Origin of the sequence: Pseudomonas sp. USTB-Z, assembly GCF_019691255.1 — a bacterium.
In the GTDB taxonomy this organism is placed as follows: Bacteria; Pseudomonadota; Gammaproteobacteria; order Pseudomonadales; family Pseudomonadaceae; genus Aquipseudomonas; species Aquipseudomonas alloputida.
This window is the reverse complement of sequence record NZ_JAECZP010000001.1, coordinates 146790-173744: the sequence shown is the minus strand read 5'-3', so window position 1 is coordinate 173744 and position 26955 is coordinate 146790. Positions and strand designations below refer to the sequence as shown.

Sequence of the window (26955 nt, the reverse complement as noted above, 5' to 3'; positions counted from 1 at the left end):
CTCGAAGACTGGGACAGCTGGCAAGTATACAGGCTATACCTGAGATGGCCCTATCGTCGGCGAGCCCCGCACACGGGCTCTCAATGCCCAGCGGTCTTCGAGAACAGCTGAATCACCACCACGCCACCCACGATCATGGCCATGCCAAGCATTGCCGGCATATCCAGCTTCTGCCCATAGATCACCAGCGCCGCCACACTGATCAGCACAATCCCCAGGCCCGACCAGATGGCGTAGGCAATCCCCACCGGAATGCTGCGGACTACCAGCGTCAGCATCCAGAACGCAATGCCATAGCCAACCACCATCAGCAGCAGTGGCAACGGCGTGCTCAGGCCTTTCACCGCTTTCATCGAGGCGGTGGCGATGACTTCGGCGCAGATGGCAATGGCGAGGTAGGTGTAGGCATTCATGGCGGGATCCTCCGTTACTGAGCGGGCATTCTAGACCTTGCCTGGATGGGGTAAAGTCATTACCTATCAATGTGGGAGATAGGTTGATGGCCGAGCAGTGGAACCTTGAACAATTGCGTACCTTTTTGCGCGTTGCAGAACTGCGCTCGTTCTCCGCGGTGGCACGTGAGCAGCACAAAGCCCAGTCGGCGATCAGCAGTGCCATCGCGCTGCTCGAAACCGACCTAGGGGTCACCCTGTTCGAGCGCAGCAGCGGCCGGCAACCGAAATTGACTGAAAACGGCAGCGCCTTGCTGGAAGACGCCCGCGAATTGTTACGCCAGTGCGAACGCCTGGATGGCCGCGCCCTGGCCCTGATGCGCGGGCAGGAGGCCTTGCTGCGGGTCGCGCAGGACGAAGCCATGCCGTATCAGCCGGTGATCGACAGCCTCGACGAACTGGCGAGCCGCTACCCGTTCCTGGAGGTGCAACTGGCCAGCGGAGCCCAGGGCGATGTGGCGCGCAAGCTGGTGGAGCGGCGCGCCGATCTGGGCCTGTTCTTCCTCCACGAAAGCATCCCGGCTTCCTTGGAACGCCGTGCCTTGGGCAGCGTGGAGATGGTCACGGTGTGCGCGGTCGGCCACCCGCTGGCGGGCGAAGGCCGGGTCACCCGCCAACAATTGGCCCGCCACCGGCAGTTGCTGATCACGCCACAACAAAGCGGTTACCCTGGCGGCGAGGCGATCAGCCCGCAGGTATGGCGTGCCGACAGCTTCTACGCCATGGCCGAACTGCTGATGCGCGGCCTGGGCTGGGCCTGGTTACCCCGGCATGTGGTGCAGTACCCGACCTACCAGGCGCACATGGTCGAACTGGACAGCGACTGGCGGCCGCCGGCCCTCGTGGCAGAGCTGGCCTGGCGCCGCGATGAACCTCTGGGCCCGGCCGCGCAGTGGCTGGCCGAGCGCTTTGCAGTGCACCTTCGCGCGATCGGGTAGACTTAGCCGCCATGAACAGAACTCTCTATACCTTGCTGTTTCACCTGGGCCTGCCGCTGGTTGCGCTGCGCCTGTACCTGCGCGCGCGCAAGGCGCCGGCCTATGGCCAGCGCATCGGCGAGCGCTTTGCTTTCAAGCTGCCGGCCATGCGCCAGGGTGGTATCTGGGTACATGCGGTATCGGTGGGCGAGAGCATTGCTGCCGCACCCATGGTGCGTGCCTTGCTCAAGGCTTACCCGGAGCTGCCGATCACACTGACCTGCATGACCCCTACCGGCTCTGAACGCATTCGCGCCCTGTTCGCCAACGAACCACGCGTGCAGCATTGCTACCTGCCCTACGACCTGCCTTGGGCGGCGGGGCGTTTTCTCGATCATGTGCAGCCTAAGCTGGGCATCATCATGGAAACCGAGCTTTGGCCCAACCACATTCACCAGTGTGCCAGGCGCGGCATTCCGGTGGCGCTGGCCAATGCGCGCTTGTCTGAGCGCTCGGCCCGTGGCTATGGGCGCTTTGCCAGGCTGACCCGGCCGATGCTGGCCGAGATGAGCCTGATTGCCGTGCAGACCGAAACCGAGGCCCAGCGCTTCCGTGACCTGGGTGCACGCCCTGAGCGTGTGCAAGTCACCGGTTCGATCAAGTTCGACCTGACGATCGACGAACAGCTGCTGCCGCGCGCCAGGGCATTGCGTGAACAGTGGGGGGGAGGCCAGCGCCCTGTGTGGATCGCCGCCAGCACCCACGACGGTGAAGATGCCTTGATCCTGCAGGCGCATCGGCAGTTGTTGCAGGTGCATGGCGATGCCTTGCTGATCCTGGTGCCGCGCCATCCCGAGCGCTTCAATGCAGTGCATGCGTTGTGCAGCGAGCAGTTCACCACCGTGCGCCGCTCTGCCGGCACGCTGGTCGATGCGCAAACGCGGGTATTGCTGGGCGACACCATGGGCGAACTGCTGTTCCTGTATGCCCTGGCCGACATTGCCTTCGTCGGTGGCAGCCTGGTGCCGACCGGTGGGCACAATCCGTTGGAGCCTGCGGCGCTGGCCTTGCCGGTGCTCATGGGGCCGCATGTGTTCAACTTCCTCGAAATCAGCGCGATGCTGCGCGAGGCGGGTGCGTTGCAGCTGGTGGATGATGCTGACGGGCTGGCCGGTGCGGTGCGCCGTCTGGTGGAACTGCCGCAGGACGCCCAGCGCATGGGCGAGGCGGGCAGGGCGGTGATGCGGGCCAATCAGGGGGCTTTGCAGCGATTGCTCGAGGGGCTGGGGGCGCTTATCCGCTGATTTTTGCATTGGCGCCTTCGCGGGCTCGCCCGCTCCCACAGGATGGATGCATGGCTCGAGGGCTGCGCTATCCCTGTGGGAGCGGGCGAGCCCGCGAATGGTCCAGCCCCTACCTCAAGGCCTGCGCTCGAAGTTCTTGGCCGCTGCTGCCGCCAGGTCCGGCGGCAGGAAGTCCTTGTCCGGGTTGTAGTCAGGTTTCAGGTAGCGCTTCAGGTCCTGCAGGTCTTGCGGGCTCAGGGTGCCGGCTGCCTGCTTCAGGCTCAGGTTGTCGAGGATGTAGTCGTAACGGCTATTGTTGTAGTCGCGCACCGAGGTGTACAGCTGGCGCTGGGCATCAAGCACGTCGACGATGTTGCGGGTACCGACCTGGTAGCCGATTTCGGTGGCTTCCAGCGCGCTCTGGTTGGAAATGATCGACTGCTTGCGCGCCTGTACCTGTTCCACATCGGTGTTCACTGCGCGGTGCAGGTTGCGGGTGTTCTCCACGACCTGGCGGCGCAGGCTTTCACGCTGTTGCTCGCTCTGGCTCAGGCGCTGGTAAGCCTCGCGTACCTGCGAGCTGGTCAGGCCGCCGCTGTAGATCGGTATGTTCAGTTGCAGGCCAACGCTGGTCTGCTCGACGTCGCCGCTGTAGCGCACCCCCAGTTGCGATGGGTTGGTGAAGCCAAGGCTGTCGTTGTCACCCTTCTGGTACTTGGCCACGGCGTCCAGGGTCGGTGCATGCCCGGCCTTGCGCTGACGCAGGGTCTCTTCTGCGGCAGAAACCGCGTAGTTGGTGGCCAGCAGGTTGAGGTTCTGGCGCCCGGCGGTTTCGACCCAGGCTTTGGCATCGTTGGGCGTTGGCACTTGTACCGGCAGGCTATGCACCACGCCCTGGATAGCGGTGTACTCACGGTTGGTCAGGGTTACCAGGGCCTCGAAGGCGTCCTGCACCTGGCGTTCGGCGATGATCCGGTTGGCCCGTGCAGTGTCATAACTGGCTTGGGATTGCAGCACGTCGGTCTTGTCCGAAAGGCCCACGTCGAAACGCTCGTTGGACTGATCCAGCTGGCGCTTGAAGGCGGCTTCTTCTGCCTTGGTGGCGGCCAGATTGTCCTGGGCGCGGAGGACGGCGAAGTAGTTTTGCGCGGTTTGCAGGATCAGGTTTTGCTCGGTCGCCGACAGCTCCAGTGCTGCCTGTTCGTTGACTGCTTCGGCGGCTTGCAACTGGAACCAGCGATCAGCGCGGAAGATGGGCTGAGCCAGGGTCGCGCTCCAGGCGTTGCCGCTGCGATTGGACGTCATGGACGGCTCGTCCAGCTTGGTGCGGGTGTTCATCATCTCGGCACCGGCCGACAGGTTTGGCAGCAACCCGGCGCGGGCCTGCGGCACCACTTCGCGGCGCGCCCCGTAATCGGCGCGGGCTGCAGCCAGGTCGGCGTTGTTGTCCACTGCTTCCTGGTAGACGCTGACCAGATCGGTTTTGACTGTCGAAGGCACGTCCGCTGCCCAGACCACTCCGTTGGACGCACAAGACACGGCTATCGCCAGTGAGAGTTTGCGCAGCATAGAGGCAATCCTTGTACGAAATTTAATTACTGAACTGTTGAGTATCGAGCGATGGGCCAGTGTAGTGCCATGCGCACCCGGCAACAATCGCTCGGTGTGCCTTTCATCATCCGCGCATTTACCTGCTTGGCTTTGCTGACCACTCCAGTCTAGACTGCGCATGTTCTTGTCGGGGTGCCTTGAAGCAAAGGCTGAGATCGCAGAGGTGCGGATCCCGTTGAACCTGATCAGGTTAGCGCCTGCGTAGGGAACAAGATTGCTCGCCTTCCCGGGGAGCCTCTTGTGCCAGGTCCGGGATTGTCACAGCTGCATACAGCTTCAGGCACCCCCATGTCCGGCACTGCACCCAAAGAGGGTGCGTCCGCGCGTTTCAGGTTCACCCCGACATTCCACTGCTAGGAAGCCGTCAGGAGAGCCTGTGATGACCAAACAAGAAAAAGCGATCAACCTCAGCGAATCGGCACAAGTCGATCAGCAGTCCGTGCAACCGTTCCCGCGTTCGCGCAAGGTGTATGTCGAAGGCTCGCGCCCGGACATCCGTGTCCCCATGCGTGAAATCAGCCTGGATGACACCCCGACCGATTTCGGCGGCGAGTCCAACGCCCCGGTGCTGGTGTATGACACGTCTGGCCCGTACACCGACCCCGACGTGATCATCGACGTGCGCAAAGGCCTGGCCGATGTGCGTTCGGCGTGGATCGAAGCCCGCGGTGACACCGAGCGCCTGGAAGGCCTGAGCTCCGACTTCGGTCAGCAGCGCCTGAACGATGCGGAGCTGGCCAAGCTGCGTTTCGCCCATGTGCGCAACCCGCGCCGGGCCAAGGCCGGCGCCAACGTCTCGCAGATGCACTATGCCCGTCAGGGCATCATCACCGCCGAAATGGAATACGTGGCCATCCGCGAGAACATGAAGCTACAGGAGGCCCGCGCCGCCGGCCTGCTGAATGAGCAACATGCCGGCCACAGCTTCGGTGCCAACATCCCGAAAGAAATTACCCCTGAATTCGTCCGCCAGGAAATCGCCCGTGGCCGCGCGATCATTCCGGCCAACATCAACCACCCGGAAGTAGAGCCGATGATCATCGGCCGCAATTTCCTGGTGAAGATCAACGGCAACATCGGCAACAGCGCCCTGGGTTCCTCGATCGAGGAAGAGGTGGCCAAGCTGACCTGGGGCATCCGCTGGGGCTCGGACACGGTCATGGACTTGTCCACCGGCAAGCACATCCACGAAACCCGCGAGTGGATCATTCGCAACTCGCCGGTGCCGATCGGTACCGTGCCGATCTACCAGGCCCTGGAAAAGGTCAACGGCGTGGCAGAGGACCTGACCTGGGAACTGTTCCGCGACACCCTGATCGAGCAGGCCGAACAGGGTGTGGACTACTTCACCATTCACGCCGGTGTGCTGCTGCGCTATGTGCCCCTGACCGCCAAGCGGGTCACCGGCATCGTCAGCCGCGGTGGCTCGATCATGGCCAAGTGGTGCCTGGCGCACCACAAGGAAAACTTCCTGTACACCCACTTCGACGAAATCTGCGAAATCATGAAGGCCTACGACGTCAGCTTCTCGCTGGGCGACGGCCTGCGCCCTGGCTCGATTGCCGACGCCAACGACGCCGCGCAATTCGGTGAGCTGGAAACCCTCGGCGAGCTGACCAAAATTGCCTGGAAGCACGACGTGCAATGCATGATCGAAGGCCCCGGCCACGTGCCGATGCAGTTGATCAAAGAGAACATGGACAAGCAGCTGGAGTGCTGCGACGAGGCGCCGTTCTACACCCTCGGCCCACTGACCACCGACATCGCGCCGGGTTACGACCACATCACCTCGGGCATTGGTGCGGCGATGATCGGCTGGTTCGGTTGCGCCATGCTCTGCTACGTCACGCCGAAGGAGCACTTGGGCCTGCCGAACAAGGACGACGTCAAGACCGGCATCATCACCTACAAGATCGCCGCGCATGCCGCCGACCTTGCCAAGGGCCACCCGGGTGCACAGATTCGCGACAACGCCTTGTCCAAGGCGCGTTTCGAGTTCCGTTGGGAAGACCAGTTCAACCTGGGCCTCGACCCGGACACTGCCCGCGCTTTCCACGACGAGACCCTGCCGAAGGAATCGGCCAAGGTCGCGCACTTCTGCTCGATGTGCGGGCCGAAGTTCTGCTCGATGAAGATCACCCAGGAAGTGCGTGAGTACGCAGCCAAGATCGAGGCCGTGGATGTGACGGTCGAGCAAGGCATGCGTGAGCAGGCCGAGCGGTTCCGCCAGGAAGGCAGCCAGCTGTACCACAAAGTCTAAGCACGCTGGGGCCGCTTTGCGGCCCTTTCGCGACGCAAGGCCGCTCCCACAAGGACCGCGCAAGCCTCGAAGCCTGCGTGGTTTTTGTGGGAGCGGCCTTGCGTCGCGATACGAGGACGAAGTCCTCGCCAGGAACACCAACAATATTGCCGGCGAGCGCCAACCATGACATCACCCAGCCAGTTCTCTCCCGACCATCCAATCCCCATCCAGCAGCGCATTTTCGGTGCTCGCGACCTATTTTCACTGTGGTTTTCCCTCGGCATCGGCCTGATGGTACTGCAGGTCGGCGCCATGCTGGCGCCAGGCCTGGGCCTTGCTGGCGCCGTGCTGGCCATCGCCCTGGGCACCGGTGTCGGTGTGCTGTTGCTGGGTGCGGCGGGGGTTATCGGCAGCGACACCGGCCTGTCCGCCATGGGCACCCTGAAACTCAGCCTGGGCAGCCATGGCGCGCGCTTGCCGGCGCTGCTCAACTTGCTGCAACTGGTGGGTTGGGGCGCTTTCGAGATTATCGTCATGCGCGATGCTGCCAGCTTGCTGGGGGCGCGAGCGTTCGGTGAGGACAGTGCCTGGAACAGCCCCATGCTCTGGACGTTGTGCTTCGGTGCCCTGGCCACCCTGCTGGCCGTCAGCGGGCCACTGGCCTTCGTGCGCAAAGTGCTGCGCGCCTGGGGCATCTGGTTGTTGCTGGGCGCTTGCCTGTGGCTGACCTGGAACCTGTTCGCCAAGGCTGACCTGGCGGAGCTGTGGAACCGTGCCGGGGATGGTTCGATGTCGCTGGCGGTTGGCTTCGATATCGTCATCGCCATGCCGCTGTCCTGGCTGCCGCTGATCGCGGACTACTCGCGCTTTGCCCGCAATGGCAAGCATGTGTTCGGCGGCACGATCGTTGGCTACTTCATCGGCAACACCTGGCTGATGAGCCTGGGCGTGGCGTACACGCTGGCGTTCGCCGCCAGTGGCGAAGTCAATGCCCTGCTGCTGGCCCTGGCAGGCGCCGGCATGGGGATTCCGCTGCTGCTTATTCTGCTGGACGAGTCGGAAAAGGCTTTCGCCGACATTCACTCGGCGGCGGTTTCCACTGGTGTGCTGCTACCGCTGAAGGTCGAGCACCTGGCGTTGGCCATCGGCGTGTTGTGCACCCTGATTGCCCTGTTGGCGCCGCTGGCACAGTACGAAAACTTCCTGTTGTTGATCGGCTCGGTGTTCGCGCCGCTGTTCGGCGTGGTGCTGATGGACCACTACGTGGTCCGTCGACGCCGTCTGCCAGCGCAGGTCAATGGCTTGCACTGGCAGGCGTTGGTGGCCTGGTTTGCCGGGGCGGTGGCCTATCACCTGATTGCCGCCAAGGCGCCGGAACTGGGCGCTACCCTGCCCGCATTGCTGCTGGCAGGTGTGCTGCATGGGCTGCTAAGCCTCAGCCGCGGCCGGGAAACAGTTCAGGCTTGAGTACGCCATTCAGGCGCGGGTAGGGGATCTTCAGTTCCACGTGGCCCATGGAATAGGGCGCGATGGCATAGACCTCGTACTTGACCACTACCGCGCCGTACGTCAGGGCGACGTGCGGCGATTTCTTGAACGGCCAGGTCTTGACGAACTCGGCATCCTTGTCCATTCCCACGCTCATCAGCCAGGCACGGTGCGATTCTTCGACGGTTTTCCAGAAGGTGTCTTCCTGGCCGGGCACCAGCATGTCCTGCAGGGTCAGCACCTTGTCCAGTTTGCGTGAATAGTTGATGAAGCCGCGCCCGGGCATGCCGTGGGCGCCACCGCTGTCCAGGTAGCTGGACAACTCGATGATCACCAGCCCGTCATGCTGCTCGCGTACCTTGGCTTGCAAGTAGCTGCTGTTACGTTTGTCGGCACTGGCCAGATATTGCTGTTCGTAGGCCTGCAGGGTGGCTGGTGCGGTGCCATGCTGATTGTCTTCGGTCAGTTGCAGCAGGCGTTTTTCGACGATGCCGTCGAGCTTGGGCAGGGCCGGGAAGTGGATCATGTCGATGTTCACCAGCGGGCAGTCGCTCTCGCTGCAGCCGGGTTTGACATGCTCCCAGGCGTCGCGCTTGACCTCGAGCGGGGCCCGGTAGTTGGGCGTGAACAGGCTCTGGCAGGCGCCCAGAGCGAGTGCCAGCACGGCCACGGAAGTCAGTTTGACAAGTGTCATGATGATCCTTGCAGAACAGGGAAAAGTCGGCCTTTGACCGTCTGCGCGGCCTTCAGTTCGCCACTAAGCTAACAGAGTGAAGGGCTGCTGTCCCGAGTGCGCCAGCGGTTGCTGGAAAGGGGTGAAACCAACAGGCGTGCGGAGTAGGATGGCGCGAAGCAGTATTCGAGGTAATGAGGATTTCCATGTCAGACGCGTTGAACGCTGTGCCCAAGGGCTTCGAAATCATCGAGCGGGCCAATTGCTTCCAGGGCTTTTACAAGCTCGACAAGTTACGCCTGCGCCACGAGCTATTTGCCGGGGGCATGGGGCGCGAGATCAGTCGCGAACTGTTTGTGCGCCACGATGCGGTATGCGTGCTGCCGTACGACCCTGTGCGGGACGAAGTGGTGCTGATCGAGCAGTTCCGCGTGGGCGCACTGGACAAGGTCGCCAACCCTTGGCTGATCGAGATGGTTGCCGGGCTGATCGACAAAGACGAGCAGCCCGAGGAAGTCGCCCATCGCGAGGCTGAAGAAGAAGCAGGCCTGACGTTCAGCGCCCTGTGGCCGATGACCCGCTACTTCCCGTCGCCTGGCGGCAGTGACGAATACGTTCACCTGTTCCTAGGCCGTTGCAGCAGCGAGGGCGCGGGAGGGCTGCATGGCCTGGAGGAAGAGGGCGAAGACATTCGCGTACGCGTGTGGGCGTTCGAGGATGCCCTGCAGGCGGTGCGCGACGGGCGCATCTGCAATGCGGCCACCATCATTGGCCTGCAATGGCTGGCGCTGAACCGTGACGAAGTAAGAGGTATGTGGAAGTGAACCTGCTGCGCGAGCGCTATCGAGTTGACCTGGTCGGGCTGCAGGCAGCCTGCGAGGCCAACTATGCCCGGCTGATGCGCTTGTTGCCCGACATGCGCACCACCCAGAGCTCGCGCCGCATCGGCATGACCCAGGGTGACCAGATGCTTGGCGTGCTGGTGCTCGACGTGGTGCTGGCCTGCCCGTATACCACCACCCTGCATGTGCGCCAGGAACACAGCCTGCCGTGGCTGCCAGTGCCCCACCTGGAAGTGCAGGTGTATCACGATGCGCGCATGGCCGAAGTGGTCAGCGCCGAACACACCCGGCGCCTGCGCAGCATCTACCCGTATCCGAACGACGCCATGCACCAGCCGGACGAAAAGGCTCAGCTCAACCTTTTCCTGGGGGAATGGCTCAGCCACTGCCTGGCCTGCGGCCACGAACTGGCAAGTGTTCGCTGAATTGTGACGTGAGTCGGTTGCGGGTGTTTGCTCGTCACCGTCGCACAGCCATAATTCCCGCTGAATCCATTCGAGGAGATGGCCGTTGTCGCCGCCAGACCAATCCCGCCCCGTGCATGTGGTGCAACTGACCGATGCCCACCTGTTCGCCGACCCGGCTGGCAGCATGCTGGGCCTCAAGACCCGAGACAGCCTGCGCCACGTGGTGGCCCAGGTGCGGCGCGAGCAGCCGCTTGTCGACTTGCTGCTGTGCACGGGCGACCTGTCCCAGGATGCCAGCGTGGCATCCTATGAAGCGTTTCGGGAGCTGACCGCACCGTTTGCCGTGCCCACGCGCTGGCTGCCGGGTAACCATGACGAGGCTCAGGTGATGGCGCAGGTGGCGCCGGAACTGGTGCAGGCGGTGACCGATATTGGCGCATGGCGGGTAGTCATGCTCAACACCGCCGTGCACGGTGCTACCCACGGGTTTCTGCAAGACGACCAGCTGGCCGTGCTGGAAGCCGCCTTGAAAGAGGCTGGCGAGCGGCATTGCCTGGTGTGCTTCCACCATCAGCCAGTGGACATCGGCTGCGCCTGGATCGCGCCGATCGGCTTGCGCAATGCCCAGGCGCTGTTCGATATCGTTGAAGGATATCCACAGGTACGGGCTTTGCTATGGGGGCATGTGCATCAGGAATGGGATGAGGTCCGAGGGGGGCGGCGCCTGCTGGCCACGCCGTCGACCTGCATTCAGTTCGCGGCGCGCAGCGAAGACTTCCAGGTGAGCGAAGAGCCTCCGGGGTATCGCTGGTTGCGCCTGCATGCCGACGGGCGGCTGGAAACCGGGGTGGAGCGGGCGCTGGATTTCGAGGTGCAGCTCGACTTCGATAGCCCTGGCTATTGATGATTTTGGGGCTGCTGCGCAGCCCTATCGCGACACAAGGCCGCTCCCACAGGAGATCGCGTACCCCTGTGGGAGCGGCCTTGTGTCGCGATAGGGGCGCAAAGCCCCCCCGGCACTCTAAAAGCTGTTGAAGAATGTGTTGCTAAAACCCCTGTGCGGCGCCAAAACCCGGCGAACGCGCTACACTGCGCGTCCCTGCGCCCGCATTATCAGGCGCGAAGCCACAGATTCCGGGGGCAGCATGTCGGGTTCCATCCTCTATATCCATGGCTTCAACAGCTCGCCGCTTTCGACCAAGGCGCGTCAGCTGGAGGCAGTCATGCAGCAGCTCGGCCTGGCCGACCAGCTGCGAGTGCCGGCCCTGCACCACCACCCACGGCAAGCCATGGTCCAGCTCGAAGCGGCCATCGCCGAACTGGGTGCGCCACTGCTGGTGGGCAGTTCGCTCGGCGGCTACTATGCCACCCATCTGGCCGAGCGCCATGGCCTCAAGGCCCTTCTGGTCAACCCGGCGGTAACCCCGCACAAGCATTTCGACGGTTACCTGGGCACCCAGCGCAACCATTACAGCGGTGAAACCTGGGAGCTGACCCACGATCACGTGCAGGCCCTGGCCGAGCTGGAAGTCGCGGCCCCGGCCGATGCCGACCGCTATCAAGTGTGGCTGCAGACCGCCGATGAAACCCTGGACTATCGCCACGCCGAGCGCTATTACCGTGCTTGTGCCCTGCGTATCCAGGCCGGTGGCGACCACAGCTTCCAGGGCTTCGCCGAGCGCCTGCCGGCACTGCTGGCCTTCGCCGGCATTGCCCGTGGGCAGTATGCGGCGCTCGATTTTTCTGTATTTTGACTTTTTTGCATTCACCAGACTGACGACGAGACCCTATGGCCAATCCCAGCGCTAGCGCCTATAACGCAGACGCCATCGAAGTCCTCTCGGGCCTTGATCCGGTCCGCAAGCGGCCGGGCATGTACACCGATACCAGCCGCCCCAACCACCTGGCCCAGGAAGTCATCGACAACAGTGTCGACGAAGCACTGGCCGGCCACGCGCGTTCGGTGCAGGTCATCCTGCATGCCGACCATTCGCTGGAAGTCAGCGACGACGGCCGCGGCATGCCGGTGGACATCCATCCGGAAGAGGGCGTGTCCGGGGTCGAGCTGATCCTCACCAAGCTGCACGCCGGCGGCAAGTTCTCCAACAAGAACTATCAGTTTTCCGGTGGCCTGCACGGGGTGGGTATCTCGGTGGTCAACGCCTTGTCGACGCAGGTGCGCGTGCGCGTCAAGCGTGACGGCAATGAATACCAGATGACCTTTGCCGATGGCTTCAAGGCCAGCGAGCTGGAAGTGGTCGGCTCGGTCGGCAAGCGCAACACCGGCACCAGCGTGTACTTCAGCCCAGACCCGAAGTACTTCGACTCGCCCAAGTTTTCCATCAGCCGTCTCAAGCACGTGCTCAAGGCCAAGGCGGTATTGTGCCCGGGGCTGCTGGTCAGCTTCGAGGACAAGGCCAGCGGCGAAAAGGTGGAATGGCACTACGAGGATGGCCTGCGCTCCTACCTGGTCGACTCGGTCAACGAATTCCAGCGCCTGCCCGACGAGCCGTTCTGTGGCAGCCTGGCGGGTAACAAGGAAGCGGTTGACTGGGCTTTGCTGTGGCTGCCCGAAGGCGGCGACAGCATTCAGGAAAGCTACGTCAACCTGATCCCCACCGCCCAGGGCGGCACCCACGTCAACGGCCTGCGCCAAGGCTTGCTGGATGCCATGCGTGAGTTCTGCGAGTTCCGCAGCTTGCTGCCGCGCGGGGTGAAGCTGGCGCCGGAAGACGTTTGGGAGCGCATCACCTTCGTACTGTCGATGAAGATGCAGGACCCGCAGTTCTCCGGGCAGACCAAAGAGCGCCTGTCATCGCGCGAGGCCGCCGCGTTCGTCTCCGGTGTGGTCAAGGATGCTTTCAGCCTGTGGCTCAACGCCCACCCCGAGCTGGGCATGCAACTGGCAGAACTGGCCATCAGCAACGCCGGGCGCCGCCTCAAGGCCAGCAAGAAGGTCGAGCGCAAGCGCATCACACAGGGCCCGGCATTGCCCGGCAAGCTGGCCGATTGTGCGGGCCAGGACCCGATGCGTGCCGAGTTGTTCCTGGTCGAGGGTGACTCGGCCGGTGGTTCGGCCAAGCAGGCGCGGGACAAGGAGTTCCAGGCCATCCTGCCGCTGCGCGGCAAGATCCTCAACACCTGGGAAGTGGACGGTGGCGAAGTCCTGGCCAGCCAGGAAGTGCACAACATAGCCGTGGCCATTGGCGTCGATCCGGGGGCAACCGACCTTGCGCAGCTGCGCTATGGCAAGATTTGCATCCTCGCCGACGCTGACTCCGATGGTCTGCACATCGCCACGCTGCTGTGTGCGCTGTTTGTTCAGCACTTCCGGGCACTGGTCGAAGCTGGGCATGTTTATGTGGCCATGCCGCCCCTGTACCGCATCGACCTGGGCAAGGAAATCTACTACGCCCTCGACGAAGCCGAGCGTGACGGCATCCTCGACCGCCTGGTGGCCGAGAAGAAGCGCGGCAAGCCGCAGGTAACACGCTTCAAGGGCCTGGGCGAGATGAACCCGCCGCAGTTGCGCGAAACCACCATGGACCCGAACACCCGGCGCCTGGTGCAGCTTACCCTGGACGACGTAGAAGCCACCTGCGAGCTGATGGACAAGCTGCTGGCCAAGAAGCGCGCCGGTGACCGCAAGAGTTGGCTGGAAACCAAGGGCAACCTGGCCGAGGTCATGGTTTGATTCGGCAAGTACTTGCCGTTTGCCTGGCGCTGGTCGCCCTGCCTTGCCTGGCGGGCAACTGGCCAGAGCTGAAGATGACAGCCGAGCACCCGATCGACGGTATGCGCGGTGGCAACCTGTCGGGGCTGGTGGAATGCCGGGGCGGGTTGTGGGGCGTGTCCGACCGTGACGACGACCGTATCTACCGCTTCGATCAGCAGAACCCCACCTGGCGCGCGCAGCCGCTTACCTTCACCCCGCCGGCTGTCCCGGAAAGCGGCCTCCCATGGGGGTTGAAGTCGCGCAATTGGGCGGCATCGTACATTCGCGGTGGCGAGCTGGATTTCGAAGGTATCACCTGTGATCAGGCGGGTAACCTCTATCTGGTCAGCGAGGCGCATGCCGCGGTGCTGCAATTGCCGCTGGAAGGCGAGCCGGACTGGTTGAGGATCGACTCGGCCATGGTGCGCCAGGCCCGGGCAAGCGGCATGCTGCTGAACTTCAATGCCCTGTTCGAAGGCCTGGCGATCAACCCGACGGGTGACCGCCTGTGGCTGGCTGCGGAGCGTGAGCGCCGTGGCCTGGTGGCCATCGAGCGCCAGCAGTCGGTCTGGACCTGCGGGCGTGGTTGCGTGCTGCTGAGCGAGGCGGGGGTCGAAATGCAACCCGCGCAGATGCCCAATGCCAGGGCCCTGTCGCGCGACTTCGCTGACCTGGCCTGGTTCGAGGGCAAGCTGTTTACCCTCGAACGCAACGCCTACCGGGTGTGCCGACGTGATGTCGACAGTGGCAAGGTCGAGCGGTGCTGGTCGTTCGCTGCTGATGCGCTGGTCGAGTCACGGCGCTACGCGCAGCCGTTTGGCCTGGCCGAAGCACTGGTGATCGATGCCAAGGGCGCCTGGATTGGCCTGGACAATAACAACGGCGCCCGTGCCGACGGTGAAACCCGCCCAGTTGTCTGGCGCTTCGACGCACCGGAAGGCGGCTGGAGCGCCAAACCATGAGCCAGGCGCCGGGCAAGCGCGCGGGCAAGTTGCTGATGATCGTCGCTTGGGCGGCGGCGCTGTTTCTTGCCACGCGTTTTTTCGGCCAGTGGGAAGACAGCCAGCGTAATCCCAACAGCCAGGTGCAATCCGAACATGGTCAAGGCTTTATCGAAGTGCGCCTGCTGAGTAATGGCCAGGGCCACTTCGTGGTGGATGGTGCCATCAACGGCCAGGTGGTGCATTTCATGCTCGACACCGGCGCCACCGATGTGGCGATCCCGGAGGCGTTGGCTCATGAACTGAGCCTGGAGCGCGGTAGCCCGGTGCTACTGAGCACCGCCAATGGCCGTACTGAAGGTTACCGCACGCGCCTGACCAGCCTGCAACTGGGCGATATCCGCCTGCAGAACGTACGCGCCATCGTGGTGCCGGGCCTGGATGGGGCCACCGTACTGCTGGGTATGAGTGCCCTGCAACAACTTGAATTTACCCAGCGCGGTGGCACCATGTTGCTGCGCCAGAACCTGAAATGACGAGGCCCGCATGAGCGACTCACTGGAACTCAGCCTGGACGGCGTAGAACGCCGCTCGCTGGCTGAATTCACCGAACAGGCCTACCTCAACTACTCCATGTACGTGATCATGGACCGTGCCCTGCCGCACATCGGCGACGGCCTGAAGCCGGTGCAGCGCCGCATCGTCTACGCCATGAGCGAGTTGGGGCTCGATGCCGATGCCAAGCACAAGAAGTCGGCACGTACCGTCGGTGACGTGCTTGGCAAGTTCCATCCCCATGGCGATTCGGCCTGCTACGAGGCCATGGTGCTGATGGCGCAGCCGTTCAGCTACCGCTACACCTTGGTCGATGGCCAGGGCAACTGGGGTGCGCCGGATGATCCGAAGTCGTTCGCCGCCATGCGCTACACCGAGGCGCGGCTGTCACGCTACGCTGAAGTGCTGCTCAGCGAAGTCGGCCAGGGCACCGTGGACTGGGTGCCGAACTTCGACGGCACGTTGCAGGAGCCGGCCGTGCTGCCTGCGCGCCTGCCCAACATCCTGCTCAACGGTACCACCGGTATCGCCGTGGGCATGGCCACCGACGTGCCGCCGCACAACCTGCGAGAGGTGGCCAGTGCCTGTGTGCGACTGCTCGATGAGCCCAAGGCAACCATCGAGCAGTTGTGCGAGCACATCCAAGGGCCGGATTACCCGACCGAGGCGGAGATCGTCACGCCGCGGGCTGAAATTCTCAAGATGTACGAAAGCGGCCGCGGCTCGATCCGCATGCGCGCCGTGTACCGCGTCGAGGATGGCGACATCGTCGTCACTGCGCTGCCGCACCAGGTCTCCGGGGCCAAAGTGCTGGAGCAGATTGCCGCGCAGATGCAGGCCAAGAAGCTGCCGATGGTCGCCGACCTGCGCGACGAGTCGGACCACGAGAACCCTTGCCGTATTGTCATCATCCCGCGATCCAACCGCGTCGATGTCGACGAGCTGATGCAGCACCTGTTCGCTACCACCGACCTGGAAAGCACCTACCGGGTCAACGTGAATATCATCGGCCTGGACGGCCGGCCGCAGTTGAAAAACCTGCGAACCATCTTGGTGGAGTGGCTGGAATTCCGCACCAATACCGTTCGTCGCCGCCTGCAGCACCGTCTGGATAAGGTCGAGAAGCGTCTGCACCTGTTGGACGGTTTGCTCACCGCATTCCTCAACCTGGATGAAGTGATCCACATCATCCGTACTGAGGAATACCCCAAGCAGGCCCTGATCGAACGTTTCGAGCTGACCGAGATCCAGGCCGACTACATCCTCGAGACCCGCCTGCGGCAGTTGGCGCGCCTGGAAGAGATGAAGATCCGCGGTGAGCAGGATGAGTTGCTGAAGGAGCAAGCCAAGCTGCAGGCCTTGCTGGGGAGCGAGGCCAAACTGCGCAAGCTGGTGCGCAGCGAGCTGATCAAGGATGCCGAAACCTATGGCGATGATCGTCGCTCGCCGATCGTAGCGCGTGCCGAAGCCAAGGCCCTGTCGGAAAACGAGCTGATGCCGACCGAGCCCGTCACTGTGGTGCTGTCGGAGAAGGGCTGGGTGCGCTGCGCCAAGGGCCACGATATTGACGCCACTGGCCTTTCCTACAAGGCCGGCGACGGATTCAAGGCCGCCGCGGCCGGGCGCTCCAACCAGTTTGCCGTGCTTATCGATTCCACCGGCCGCAGCTACTCGCTGGCGGCCCATAGCCTGCCATCGGCACGTGGCCAGGGCGAGCCGCTGACTGGCCGTCTGACGCCGCCACCGGGGGCGACTTTCGAATGTGTGTTGTTGCCTGACGACGATGCGCTGTACGTGGTGGCTTCGGATGCCGGTTACGGCTTCGTGGTCAAGGGTGAAGACCTGCAGGCCAAGAACAAGGCCGGCAAGGGCTTGCTCAGCTTGCCCAACGGGGCCAAGGTCATGACCCCGCGTCCAGTGGCTGATCGCGAGCAGGACTGGTTGGCGGCCGTGACCACCGAAGGTCGCCTGCTGGTGTTCAAGGTCAGCGACTTGCCGCAGCTGGGTAAAGGCAAGGGCAACAAGATCATTGGCGTGCCGGGTGACCGGGTGGCCAGTCGTGAAGAATTTGTTACCGATCTGGCCGTGATTCCCGAAGGCGCGACCCTTGTATTGCAGGCCGGCAAGCGTACCCTGTCTTTGAAGGCGGACGACCTGGAGCACTACAAGGGCGAGCGCGGTCGGCGCGGCAGCAAGCTGCCACGCGGGTTCCAGCGCGTCGATGGGTTGCAGGTGGAAGTGCCGACATAACCGGTTGTAATGTCTGGAACGGCAATTTCAACGCCGTTTCGGGCAGAAATGCTGGAGTCGGACGGTTATTTCGCGGATGATATGCCCCTTGCGGTGCCGGCGTGGCCGTGTGCCCGTTTGAATCTACATGTATCACTGCGGTGTGCCTTGTGGCAGCCGCCTGGATGGGATGATGAAATTTCTGCGCCTTCCATTTGCGCTGTTGATGACTGGCCTGCTGGGCCTTGGCGGGTGCACCATGCATCAGCCGGTTGCCCTGTATCAGCTCGACAGTGGTGATCCTGGCCAGCCGTCGCAGAGTGCGGGCATGGCCGTGGTACTCGGCCCGGTATCGGTGGCCGATTACCTTCAGCGTGAGACGTTCCTGCAGCGTCAACCTGATGGCAGCCTGAGCGCGGCGACCGACGGTCGTTGGGCTGGCAGCCTGTCATCGGATATCGACCAGCTGCTGGTGCGTCAACTGGCCTGGCGCCTGGACAGCCAACGCGTAGTACTGGCCCCGGCGACCGCAGGCTTCAGCCCGGACGTGCAAGTGCTGCTGTCGATTACACGCCTGGACTCGGGCAAGAACCAGCCGGCCATCCTGGATGCCCAGTGGCGTCTGCTTGACCGCCGTGGCCGTGTGCGTGACAACCGTATCATTCACCTCGAGCAGCAGCATGAGGGCAGTGAGTCGTCGCAGGTGCAGGCTCAGGGCCAACTGCTGCAGAAGCTGGCCGAACAGCTGAGCACGGCGGTGAAGCCGCTGGCCAACCAGCCGGCGATTGCCGAAGAAGCACCGAAAAAGCCCGCTGCACCGACGCAGGTGAAGAAGGGGCCGGAGAAACCCAAAATCCCGATGGCCTCGCCGATTCGCACCGATATGGAAGTTTATCGGTTCTGATCAAGCGGCCAGATACGACAAAGCCCGCATTCGCTGCGGGCTTTTTTGTATCTGCCAGTCTTCGTAGGAGCGGGTTCACCCGCGAAGAGGCCGGCCCTGCTGGCCAATTTGCACCCGCCGTTCACCGTTGCCGCCGCTACCGTATTCGCGGGTAAACCCGCTCCTACCGGGGGTGGCGCTATCGGCTGGATCTTGCGCCAGGCACGTGATCGCAAGGAAACCAGCCTGGCTCAAGACATGCGCTGTAGATGCAGCGTATGCCTGTCAGGCGCGGTGCTCATGCATGCGTGCCAGTTGCCGTTCCAGCATTGACGGGTAAGGCTCCATCAGTCGCTCCACACAGCAGGCGCCTTCGGGGCTGGCGATCGGGCGAATACGCGCACGCTGGCGAATGAGGGCGTCATCGTTGATCTGCCGCTCTACCAGCAACAGGTTACGGCTGTGCTGCGACAGTGCCAGGGCATCCTGGACCTTCTCGGCCATCAACAGGTCAACCAGTTCCAGCCCATGCAGGTCGTTGCCCAAGACCAGGCCTAGCTGCAGTTGCAGGGTAATGCCGCTGTCGGCTACCTCGATCTGCAGGGCGTGGCCCAGGGCGCGCAACAGTTCGCCACAGCAAATGGCGTTGGTCAGGTAGTCCTCGCCACACTCGCGGCTGTGGAACAGCACCAAGGTGCTGCCGTCGTTCAGCGTGTGGGTTTCACCGTCGTAGAGCGAGGCCGCGTGCTCCAGGCAATCGCGGTAGCGCTCGGTCAGCTCGGCCAGGCGTGTGCGTGGCAGGCGACGCAGTTGCTCCTGCGAGCCCAGCTGCACGGCAAGTACGGCGCTGTACTGCGGCTCGTCGGACTCGACCTCTGCGGCGGCCTTGGGTGCAGTGTCGTCGTCCAGCAGGCCGGCGAAGGCCTCGTCGTCATCCTCGTCTTCCAGGGCAGGTTTGGCGCGCGGTACGGCCTTGGGTGCCGGGGCAGCGGCGGGCAGGTCGTCGAACTGCTCGTCGTCTTCTTCCTCAGGCTCCGGCTCCGGGGGCGGAGGCGGGGCCAGGCGTGCATGTAGCTGGCGGGCGATGTCGCCAATTTCGTCCTGGCGGTCGGTGGCCGGGGTATAGGGCTGCGGGTCGCGCAGCCACACCCGCAGCTGCAGCAGTGGCAGGGTGATGAAGCGGCCCTGACGCAAGCTGAGGGCCAAGGCCAGGGCCAGCAGGATAGCGGCCAGAATGCCCATGCTCTGCAGGCTGATCAGCATCGGTTGCTGGAACTGGCTCATGTCCAGGCTGATGCGCAGCTGCCCGGCCGTCACGTCCTGGAACGTGATTTTGGTCTGGTACAGGCCTTCGGCCTCGCCCAGCAGGCTGTTGCGCGGGCGCTGGCCCGCTTCGGCGAGGATGCGGTTATCCACGCTGTAGATTGCGGCATGGGCCACCAGCGGGTTTTTAACCAGGTTGCCCAATAGCACGTTGAGGCTGAGGATGTCATTGGACACCAGCAGCTCGGTTGCCGATGTGGCCGTCTGGGTGGTCAGGCTCTGGCCCAAGGCATCGGCCTGCTCATGCATGGCCTGCTTGAACTGCAGGCCCATCACGCAGGCGTAGATCACCAGCGCCAGCGCCACCAGGAAAATGTTGGTGCAGGCGATGCGCAGTGCCAGCGGCACGCGACGTTGACTCAGGGCGCGATAGATCATCAGGAAGAAATTGTCTGGTTTGACTGGCGTGGGCCGGTTCACAGAGCTCGGCTCTTAATGGCATGAAAGTGGGGGGAGTATAGCGAGCCGGGTTTTGTCGGCAAAGTATCGTTGGCGCCCGATGGTCATGGAAAATCGGTAGAATGCGCATTTTTCATCGAAGTCGGAGCCAGGTTGTGCGCGAAATCGTCCTGATCAACATCACCGGTGAGGACCGTCCCGGTCTCACTGCGGCTATCACCGGCGTCCTGCTGCAGGGCGGTGTGAGTATCCTCGACATCGGCCTGGCGGTCATGCACGGCACCTTGTCGTTTGGCATCCTGGTCGACATCCCGGACAACGAAGTGGCTACCGCGCTGTTGCAAAGCGTGCAGGCTAAAGCCCACGAACTGAACCTGCAGGCCCGTTACACGCCGATTTCCGAGGCGGACTACCAGCATTGGGCTGATGGGCATGGCGAAGCGCGCCACATCGTTACCCTGCTCAGCCGTAAGATCACTCCCGAGCAACTGCAGCGGGTGAGTGCGGTGATCAGCCAGTACGGCCTGACCATCGAGCGTATCGAGCGCCTGTCGGCCCGGGTGGCACTGGATGCCGAAACCGACAAGGGCAAGGCAGCCGTCGAGATCTCCGTGCGCGGTGTGCCGAGCGATGCCCAGGCCCTGCGTGCCGACTTCTTTGCCCTGGCTGAAGAGCTGAGCGTCGACATCGCCTTCCAGAAGGACGATCTGTTCCGCCGCAACCGCCGCCTGGCGGTGTTCGACATGGACTCCACGCTGATCGAGGCCGAAGTCATCGACGAACTGGCCAAGGCGGCGGGTGTGGGTGAGCAGGTGGCGGCGATCACCGAGCGCGCCATGCGCGGTGAACTGGACTTCCGCGCCAGCTTCAAAGAGCGCATGGCGCTGCTCAAGGGCCTGGATGTGGGGGTACTGGACGAGATCGGGGCATCGCTGCGCCTGACCGAGGGTGCCGAGAACCTGTTTGCCGAGCTCAAGCGCCTGGGATACAAGACCGCGATTCTGTCCGGTGGCTTTACCTATTTCGCTCGTCAGGTGCAGGCGCGTCTGGGTATCGACTATGTGTTCGCCAACGAACTTGAAGTGGTCGATGGCAAGGTGACGGGCGTGGCTGTTGAGCCGATTGTCGATGCCCAGCGCAAGGCCGATTTGTTGAAGCAGCTGGCCAGTGACGAAGGCTTGCAACTGGAGCAGACCATCGCCGTGGGCGATGGTGCCAATGACCTGCCGATGCTGTCGCTGGCCGGTTTGGGTGTGGCGTTTCGTGCCAAGCCGCTGGTGCGCCAGTCGGCCAAGCAGGCGATTTCCACCTTGGGGCTGGACGGGGTGCTGTATCTGCTGGGCCTGCGTGATCGCGACGCCCGCGGCTGATCCGTGAATCCGGGGCCGCATGGCGGCCCAACGAAAAAGGCCCTGCATATGCAGGGCCTTTTTCATATGGCTCGAATCAAGCCTGCGCAGGCGCCGCCAGTTGCTGCCCCATGCGCACTGCAGAACCCGCACCCAGGCTCTCAGCCCACTTCACCTGCTCCGGCCCGAACAGCACGATGGCGGTCGAACCCAGCTTGAAGCGGCCTAGTTCGGCACCTTTCTCCAGGTGGATCGGCGTGCGGCTGGCTTCGTCGTAGCGGAAGGTCTTCAGCTCACGTTTGGGCGGCGTGACCAGCCCGGCCCATACCGTTTCGATCGAGGCGACGATCATCGCGCCGACCAGTACCACAGCCATTGGCCCACGCTCTGTATCGAACAGGCAGACCACGCGCTCGTTGCGAGCGAACAGCTCGGGGACATTCTCTGCAGTGGTCTGGTTGACCGAGAACAGGCGGCCCGGCACATAGACCATTTCGCGCAGGGTGCCGGCCAGCGGCATGTGCACGCGGTGGTAGTCCTTGGGCGACAGGTAGATGGTGGCAAACTCGCCGCCCATGAACGGCGCGGCCATGGCCGGATCACCGCCCAGCAGCTCTTGCGCGCTGAAACCGTGGCCTTTGGCCTGGAAGATACGACCGTGCTCGATCGGGCCAAGCTGGCTGACCGCACCGTCGGCCGGGCACAGGATGGCGCCCGGGGTTTCGTCCAGCGGACGGGCACCAGGTTTCAAGGCGCGGGTGAAGAACGCATTGAAGTGCTCGTAAGCGCTCAGGTCTTCGACCAGCGCCTCGCTCATGTTCACCTGGTAGCGCTTGGCGAACCATGCGGTGAAGGCGTTCTTGAACCAGCGCACGCGGCACTCGGCGATGCAGCCGGCCAGCCGCGACAGCAGGTGGTGCGGCAGCAGGTACTGGCTGATGATGAACAGACGGGATTTCATGCAGGTTCCTTAGACTTCTACAGGCGTGTCCGGGTGGTTGCCCCATTCGCTCCACGAGCCGGCGTAGGCCTTGACGCGTGGGTAGCCGAGGGCCTTGGCCACCAGGTAAGTGAAACCGGAGCGGCGGTGGGTCTGGCAGTGGGTGATCACCTCCTTGTCAGGGGTGATGCCCAGTTGCTCGAGGACTTGTTTGATGTCCTGGCGAATGCGCAGGTGGTCGTTGAGGTCCATGCCGGCGGTCCACTCGAAGTTGATTGCGCCGGGGATGTGGCCGCCTTTGGCTGCCAGCATTTTTTCGCCGCTGAATTCCTGCGGGCCGCGCGCGTCCCAGATGACCAGGTCATCGGCGCCCAGGCGGCTTTGCAGGTACTCGCGGGTGGCAGTGGGTGCGCTGTCTATGTGCAGGTGCACCGGGGCGCTGCCAATGGCAGGCACTGCGGTGGACAGTTTGTCTGCCGGCCAGGCCTGGATACCGCCATTGAGGTAGTGGTAGTGCTTGTGGCCGATGACATCGAGCAGCCAGATGAAGCGCCCGGCCCAGCCGCCGCCTTCATCGTCGTACACCACATACACGGCATCGGCGCGGTGGCCGAGTTCGCTGAACAGTTTTTCGAGCTCGCCCAGGGCTGGCAGCAGGCCGGGCGCCGGGGGCTGGCCGAGCTGGGTGCGCTTGCCTTCGACAAAGCGCGCGCCGGGGATATGCCCGCTGACATAGCGGTTGGCGCTGCTCAGGTCGACCAGGATCAGCTGCGGCGAATCCAGGCGTGGCAGCAGGTCTGCAGCTTCGATCACCAGGGGCAGGCCGGAAAAGTCGGTCATCCACGGTCTCCAGTGTGGAAAGAGGGGCGATTGTAGCGCAAGGCTCAACCCTTGCGGTTGGTAAACACCGACAAGGCCCGCTCGATGCATTGCGCGGTCTTGCCGAAGGCTTGCACGCTGATATCGGCCAAAGGCCGGCAGCCCTGGTCGGCCACCAACAGCATCAGCACCTGGTCGTTCGCAGCCAGCGAGCGAAGCAGTACATGTTCGCTGCGGAACAAGGTGCGCAGCGGGGCGGGCAACAGCGCCGAGAACTGGCTGTGGTTTTCCGGTGTGATGCGCAACTGCCCGGCCTGACTCAGCAGCTTTTGCAGCAGCTTGTTCTGCGATACCTGCAGGGCCAGAGCCCCGGCCTCCTTGGGCAGGCCGGCAATTTGCTGCACGCGCAGGTAGTCACTGGCCTTGTCCAGGCTAAGCAGCATGATGCGTTGCATGCCGCAGGCCAGCAGGGCCTCACGGGCCTGCGTGGCCAGGTGCACGGTGTTGGTGAACGGGCTGGGTTGGGCCAGCAGGTGCTGGCACAGCGTGCGCCAGCGTGCCAGGTCGTCGCTGCTGGGCGGTGGTGGAGCCAGCATGTCCGGGTGCGGCCGGCGTTGGTGCCACGGCCAGATCAAGGCCTCGGCCGGGTGGAACAGGGCATGCCGGGCGTGGCGGCGGGCGCTGGCGGCAGCCTGCTGGTGCACCTGCTGCTGCACATCTTCCAGCGAGGTTTGCAGGTACAGCGCGGTCAGCAGTTGCCAGCGCAGCAGGTGCGGGTTGTCCCAGCCGACCTGTGCCGCCAGGGCCAGGTTGTTGGCCAGCAGTACGGTATTGGCCGGCTGGTTGAACCAGCGCCGCAGGCCGGGCTCGGCGTCCAGGCGGTGTTGCTGGCTGAGCAGGTCTTCGTCGCGGGCGATATTCAGCACCTGGGCCAGTTGTTCGCGCTCTTCCAGTAGCAGGCGATAACCCTGGGTGACCCACTGGGGCAGGCGCCAATACTCGGCCATGGTCTGGCACAGTGCCATGATGCGCACGCCAAACAGTTCTTCCTCGACGTGGGCGGCGTCTTCACCTTTGTGGATAACCCGCAGTTCCCAAGTGTCAAGCAGCTTGGGGTAGGCCAGTGCCAGTGGCCAGAGTGGCGACAGGAACAGCAGGCTGCCCCAGTGAATCTCTTGCCACAGCCGTGCCAGGCGGCTGGCGAACAGGCCGCTGGCCTGCTGTGCCGCATGCTGGCTGATCATCTGGAACTGGCACAATACCGGCGGAATTTCCTCCACGGGCAGTGCCGGCAAGCGTTTGAGAAGCTGCTCGCTGCGCTCCAGGCCCAGGCGGTTGAGGGCGACTTCCAGGCTTTCGGCGGGTTCGGCGAGGCTGGCATTGGTGGGGTGATTGGCTTCGCGCATCACTGACAGCACCAGTGCCGGGCTATCCTGCATCAGTTCGGCGATATCGCGCAGCGAGCGACGGCTATCGTGGATGGCAGCCATGACCCGGTCGTAGCTGTGCTTCGGCACGGGGATGCGAACACTCTCGAGCAGCTTTACCCAGGCCTCTAGCGTACGCGGGGCCTGAGTGGGCACCTTGGTTTCAATTGGCATTTTGACATCAGTCCGAACTGGCTTTTCGCATTGAGTGGCTATAGTCTGGCGCAGTTCTGCCGATAAGTAGAAGAAGAGTTTTAAAGCTCCCGTCTCTTCCCCTGACCACGACAGCAAGTGCTTTGAACCTATGGCTAAAATTATCGGCATCATCGTCGTATTCGCGAGCGTGCTCGGCGGCTACGTGCTCTCCCACGGCAAGATCGCAGCGCTGATCCAGCCGTTCGAAGTACTGATCATCGGCGGTGCGGCCTTTGGTGCATTCCTGCAGGCCAACCCTGGCCACATGACCATGCACGTCATCAAGAAGTCGATGAAGATGTTCGGCTCGCGCTTCAGCCATGCCTTCTACCTGGAGGTGCTGGGCCTCGTTTACGAAATCCTCAACAAAAGCCGTCGCGAAGGCATGATGGCCATCGAGGCCGACATCGAGGACGCCGCTGCCAGCCCGATCTTCGCCAAGTACCCGACGGTACTGGCCGATGAGCGCATGACCGCGTTCGTCTGCGATTACCTGCGCATCATGTCCACCGGCAACATGGCCCCGCACGAGCTCGAGGGCCTGTTCGACATGGAACTGCTGAGCATGAAGGAAGAGCTGGAGCACCCGTCCCACGCGGTGACCGGCATCGCCGACGGTATGCCCGGGTTCGGTATCGTTGCGGCGGTACTGGGTATCGTGGTGACCATGGCCTCGCTGGGCGATGGCGATCAGGCGGCCATCGGTATGCACGTAGGTGCGGCGCTGGTGGGTACCTTCTTCGGTATTCTGGCGGCTTACGGGTTCTTCGGCCCTTTGGCCAAGTGCCTGGAGCACGATGCCAAGGAAGAACTGAACCTCTACGAATCGATCAAGGCTTCGCTGGTGGCCTCGGCGTCGGGCATGCCACCTTCGCTGGCGGTCGAGTTCGGGCGCAAGGTGCTGTACCCCAAGCACCGCCCAAGCTTCGCCGAACTGGAACAAGCGGTTCGCGGTCGCTGAGTCATGGAGAACAATCAGCCCATCATCGTCAAGCGCGTCAAGCGCTTTGGCGGCGGCCACCATGGTGGCGCCTGGAAAATCGCCTTTGCCGACTTCGCCACGGCGATGATGGCGTTCTTCCTGGTGCTGTGGCTGTTGTCCACGGCCACGCCTGAGCAGAAGATCGCCATTGCCGGCTACTTCCAGGACCCTATTGGTTTCTCCGAGAGTGGCACGCCTTATGTCATCGACCTTGGGGGTTCCCCGGAGATGGCGCCGGACAAAACCATCAATCCGGAAGTGAAGACCGAGCCGACGCAGCAGTCCCCCACTCAGCTGAACAAGGACCAGGTCGAGACCATGGCCGAGCAGGTCGAGCGCGAGCGTCTGGAGTTGTTGCTGCAGGAGCTGCAGAACAAGGTGGAAGAGAACCCGCAACTGCAGAAGTTCAAGGACCAGATCCTGTTCGAGATCACCCAGGACGGCCTGCGCATCCAGATCATGGATGCTGAGAACCGACCGATGTTCGACATCGGTAGCGCGCGCCTGCAGCCTTACTTCGAAGATATCCTGCTGGCCATGGCCGACACCATCAAAGCGGTGCCGAACAAGATCAGCATCAGCGGCCATACCGATGCCAAGCCGTATGCTGGCACTGGCGAGTACGGTAACTGGGAGCTGTCGGCCAACCGCGCCAACGCCGCGCGGCGTGCCCTGGTAGCGGGTGGTTACCCCGACGGCCAGGTGGCACGGGTGGTGGGGTACGCCTCGTCGTCACTGTTCGACCGCAAGGACCCGTTCAACCCGGTCAACCGCCGTATCGACATCATCGTGCTGACCAAGAAAGCCCAGCGCAATATCGAAGGTGAGCAGGGTGCGCCGGAAACACCGCCAGCTACGCCAACGGCACCTGCAGCGCCAGCCAGTGGTGCTGCGCCAGGGGCTTCGGCACCGGCTGCCCCAGGGGCAACTGAACAGGCACCGATGCAACCGCGCGAGCTGCGCCAGAAGCTGAACATCTTTGAAGATGGCACGCTGAAGATGGATGAAGCCAAGGATCAGTAAGCGGCTTTTTGGGGTGGGCAACTGTGCTACCCACCACCTGAACGCTGGCGCGATCATTGTAGGAGCGGGTTTACCCGCGAAGCCGCCAGTGCGGTGAATGGCACCGGCGTTGCCGGTGTTCGCGGCTAAAGTCGCTCCTACATACGCATCGGTGATTGGGCGCAGGCCGTCGTAGGAGCGGGTTCACCCGCGAAAGGGCCGGACCTGCTGGCCAATTTCCACCCGCCGTTCACCGTTGCAGTCGCCACCGTATTCGCGGG

Annotated in this window: 23 protein-coding genes and 1 riboswitch; of the genes, 16 read left to right on the top strand and 7 right to left on the bottom strand. The window is 63.3% G+C overall.

What is annotated here, in order from left to right:
- Nucleotides 1-80 precede the first annotated feature (80 nt).
- Nucleotides 81-413 carry a multidrug efflux SMR transporter gene (locus I8746_RS00815; RefSeq protein ID WP_004577390.1) on the bottom strand — a complete coding sequence of 111 codons (333 nt, stop codon included), beginning with the start codon at nt 411-413 and terminating at the stop codon, nt 81-83.
- A gap of 86 nt (nt 414-499) precedes the next feature.
- Here I8746_RS00815 and I8746_RS00810 point away from each other — a divergent pair, with 86 nt between their 5' ends.
- Entirely contained in the window at nt 500-1390 is an 891-nt protein-coding gene (locus tag I8746_RS00810; protein ID WP_003249460.1) for a LysR family transcriptional regulator, read from the top strand.
- Between the two features lie 11 nt (nt 1391-1401).
- On the top strand, nt 1402-2673 hold the full coding sequence (waaA, locus tag I8746_RS00805) for a lipid IV(A) 3-deoxy-D-manno-octulosonic acid transferase (protein ID WP_221099816.1): 1272 nt from the start codon (nt 1402-1404) through the stop codon (nt 2671-2673).
- Between the two features lie 114 nt (nt 2674-2787).
- On the opposite strand, the gene I8746_RS00800 is transcribed toward waaA, so the two are convergent.
- The gene (locus tag I8746_RS00800) at nt 2788-4221 is read right to left on the bottom strand and encodes a TolC family outer membrane protein (RefSeq protein WP_012053869.1); all 1434 of its coding nucleotides are present in this window, start codon (nt 4219-4221) and stop codon (nt 2788-2790) included.
- Between the two features lie 160 nt (nt 4222-4381).
- Nucleotides 4382-4488, top strand: a riboswitch (TPP riboswitch).
- Nucleotides 4489-4642: 154 nt separating this feature from the next.
- On the opposite strand from I8746_RS00800, the gene thiC reads away from it, so the two are divergent.
- On the top strand, nt 4643-6523 hold the full coding sequence (gene thiC / locus I8746_RS00795) for a phosphomethylpyrimidine synthase ThiC (RefSeq protein ID WP_003249473.1): 1881 nt from the start codon (nt 4643-4645) through the stop codon (nt 6521-6523).
- Nucleotides 6524-6688: 165 nt separating this feature from the next.
- Nucleotides 6689-7972 (top strand): putative hydroxymethylpyrimidine transporter CytX, encoded by a 1284-nt coding sequence (gene cytX, locus I8746_RS00790; RefSeq protein ID WP_221099815.1) that lies wholly within the window; start codon nt 6689-6691, stop codon nt 7970-7972.
- Here the strand turns inward: cytX and I8746_RS00785 are convergent.
- Nucleotides 7941-8687: an RsiV family protein gene (locus tag I8746_RS00785; RefSeq protein ID WP_003249476.1), complete on the bottom strand. Its 747-nt coding sequence runs from the start codon at nt 8685-8687 to the stop codon at nt 7941-7943. The two genes, cytX and I8746_RS00785, sit on opposite strands and share 32 nt — an antisense overlap.
- Nucleotides 8688-8872: 185 nt before the next feature.
- Between I8746_RS00785 and I8746_RS00780 the strand changes: the two genes are divergently transcribed.
- The 9 genes from I8746_RS00780 to I8746_RS00740 all read left to right on the top strand — a co-directional run bounded on the left by I8746_RS00780 (nt 8873) and on the right by I8746_RS00740 (nt 18259).
- Nucleotides 8873-9490 carry an NUDIX domain-containing protein gene (locus I8746_RS00780; RefSeq protein ID WP_179053250.1) on the top strand — a complete coding sequence of 206 codons (618 nt, stop codon included), beginning with the start codon at nt 8873-8875 and terminating at the stop codon, nt 9488-9490.
- Nucleotides 9481-9933, top strand: coding sequence for a DUF1249 domain-containing protein (locus I8746_RS00775; RefSeq protein ID WP_003249480.1), 453 nt, complete (start codon nt 9481-9483; stop codon nt 9931-9933). The genes I8746_RS00780 and I8746_RS00775 overlap by 10 nt, the downstream gene beginning before the upstream one ends.
- Nucleotides 9934-10018: 85 nt before the next feature.
- The gene (gene cpdA, locus I8746_RS00770; protein WP_012053867.1) at nt 10019-10819 is read left to right on the top strand and encodes a 3',5'-cyclic-AMP phosphodiesterase; all 801 of its coding nucleotides are present in this window, start codon (nt 10019-10021) and stop codon (nt 10817-10819) included.
- 241 nt (nt 10820-11060) lie between these two features.
- Nucleotides 11061-11669 (top strand): YqiA/YcfP family alpha/beta fold hydrolase, encoded by a 609-nt coding sequence (locus I8746_RS00765; RefSeq protein ID WP_003249484.1) that lies wholly within the window; start codon nt 11061-11063, stop codon nt 11667-11669.
- A 35-nt stretch (nt 11670-11704) separates the two neighbouring features.
- Nucleotides 11705-13609, top strand: a complete 1905-nt coding sequence (parE, locus tag I8746_RS00760; protein ID WP_012053866.1) for a DNA topoisomerase IV subunit B — start codon at nt 11705-11707, stop codon at nt 13607-13609.
- The gene (locus I8746_RS00755; protein WP_014754626.1) at nt 13606-14592 is read left to right on the top strand and encodes an esterase-like activity of phytase family protein; all 987 of its coding nucleotides are present in this window, start codon (nt 13606-13608) and stop codon (nt 14590-14592) included. Before parE ends, I8746_RS00755 begins: the two co-directional genes overlap by 4 nt.
- On the top strand, nt 14589-15107 hold the full coding sequence (locus I8746_RS00750) for a TIGR02281 family clan AA aspartic protease (protein WP_003249490.1): 519 nt from the start codon (nt 14589-14591) through the stop codon (nt 15105-15107). Before I8746_RS00755 ends, I8746_RS00750 begins: the two co-directional genes overlap by 4 nt.
- Before the next feature lie 10 nt (nt 15108-15117).
- Complete coding sequence (parC, locus tag I8746_RS00745) at nt 15118-17376, top strand: DNA topoisomerase IV subunit A (RefSeq protein WP_014754625.1); 2259 nt, start codon at nt 15118-15120, stop codon at nt 17374-17376.
- Between the two features lie 172 nt (nt 17377-17548).
- The gene (locus tag I8746_RS00740; protein ID WP_003249494.1) at nt 17549-18259 is read left to right on the top strand and encodes a membrane integrity-associated transporter subunit PqiC; all 711 of its coding nucleotides are present in this window, start codon (nt 17549-17551) and stop codon (nt 18257-18259) included.
- A 264-nt stretch (nt 18260-18523) separates the two neighbouring features.
- On the opposite strand, the gene I8746_RS00735 is transcribed toward I8746_RS00740, so the two are convergent.
- Nucleotides 18524-19981: an AhpA/YtjB family protein gene (locus I8746_RS00735; RefSeq protein ID WP_003249496.1), complete on the bottom strand. Its 1458-nt coding sequence runs from the start codon at nt 19979-19981 to the stop codon at nt 18524-18526.
- A 134-nt stretch (nt 19982-20115) separates the two neighbouring features.
- On the opposite strand from I8746_RS00735, the gene serB reads away from it, so the two are divergent.
- On the top strand, nt 20116-21330 hold the full coding sequence (gene serB, locus I8746_RS00730; protein WP_221099814.1) for a phosphoserine phosphatase SerB: 1215 nt from the start codon (nt 20116-20118) through the stop codon (nt 21328-21330).
- 76 nt (nt 21331-21406) lie between these two features.
- On the opposite strand, the gene asd is transcribed toward serB, so the two are convergent.
- Genes asd through I8746_RS00715 form a run of 3 tightly spaced genes read right to left on the bottom strand, consistent with a single transcriptional unit; the run spans nt 21407 to nt 24669 of the window.
- Nucleotides 21407-22270 (bottom strand): archaetidylserine decarboxylase, encoded by an 864-nt coding sequence (gene asd / locus I8746_RS00725; protein ID WP_010955490.1) that lies wholly within the window; start codon nt 22268-22270, stop codon nt 21407-21409.
- A gap of 9 nt (nt 22271-22279) precedes the next feature.
- Nucleotides 22280-23089, bottom strand: a complete 810-nt coding sequence (locus I8746_RS00720; protein ID WP_221099813.1) for a rhodanese-like domain-containing protein — start codon at nt 23087-23089, stop codon at nt 22280-22282.
- Nucleotides 23090-23133: 44 nt separating this feature from the next.
- Nucleotides 23134-24669 carry an HDOD domain-containing protein gene (locus tag I8746_RS00715; RefSeq protein ID WP_003249505.1) on the bottom strand — a complete coding sequence of 512 codons (1536 nt, stop codon included), beginning with the start codon at nt 24667-24669 and terminating at the stop codon, nt 23134-23136.
- 130 nt (nt 24670-24799) lie between these two features.
- On the opposite strand from I8746_RS00715, the gene motA reads away from it, so the two are divergent.
- A complete protein-coding gene (motA, locus tag I8746_RS00710; RefSeq protein ID WP_003249507.1) occupies nt 24800-25651 on the top strand; it encodes a flagellar motor stator protein MotA in 852 nt (283 codons plus the stop codon).
- Between the two features lie 3 nt (nt 25652-25654).
- The gene (motB, locus tag I8746_RS00705; RefSeq protein WP_221099812.1) at nt 25655-26695 is read left to right on the top strand and encodes a flagellar motor protein MotB; all 1041 of its coding nucleotides are present in this window, start codon (nt 25655-25657) and stop codon (nt 26693-26695) included.
- Nucleotides 26696-26955: the final 260 nt, after the last annotated feature.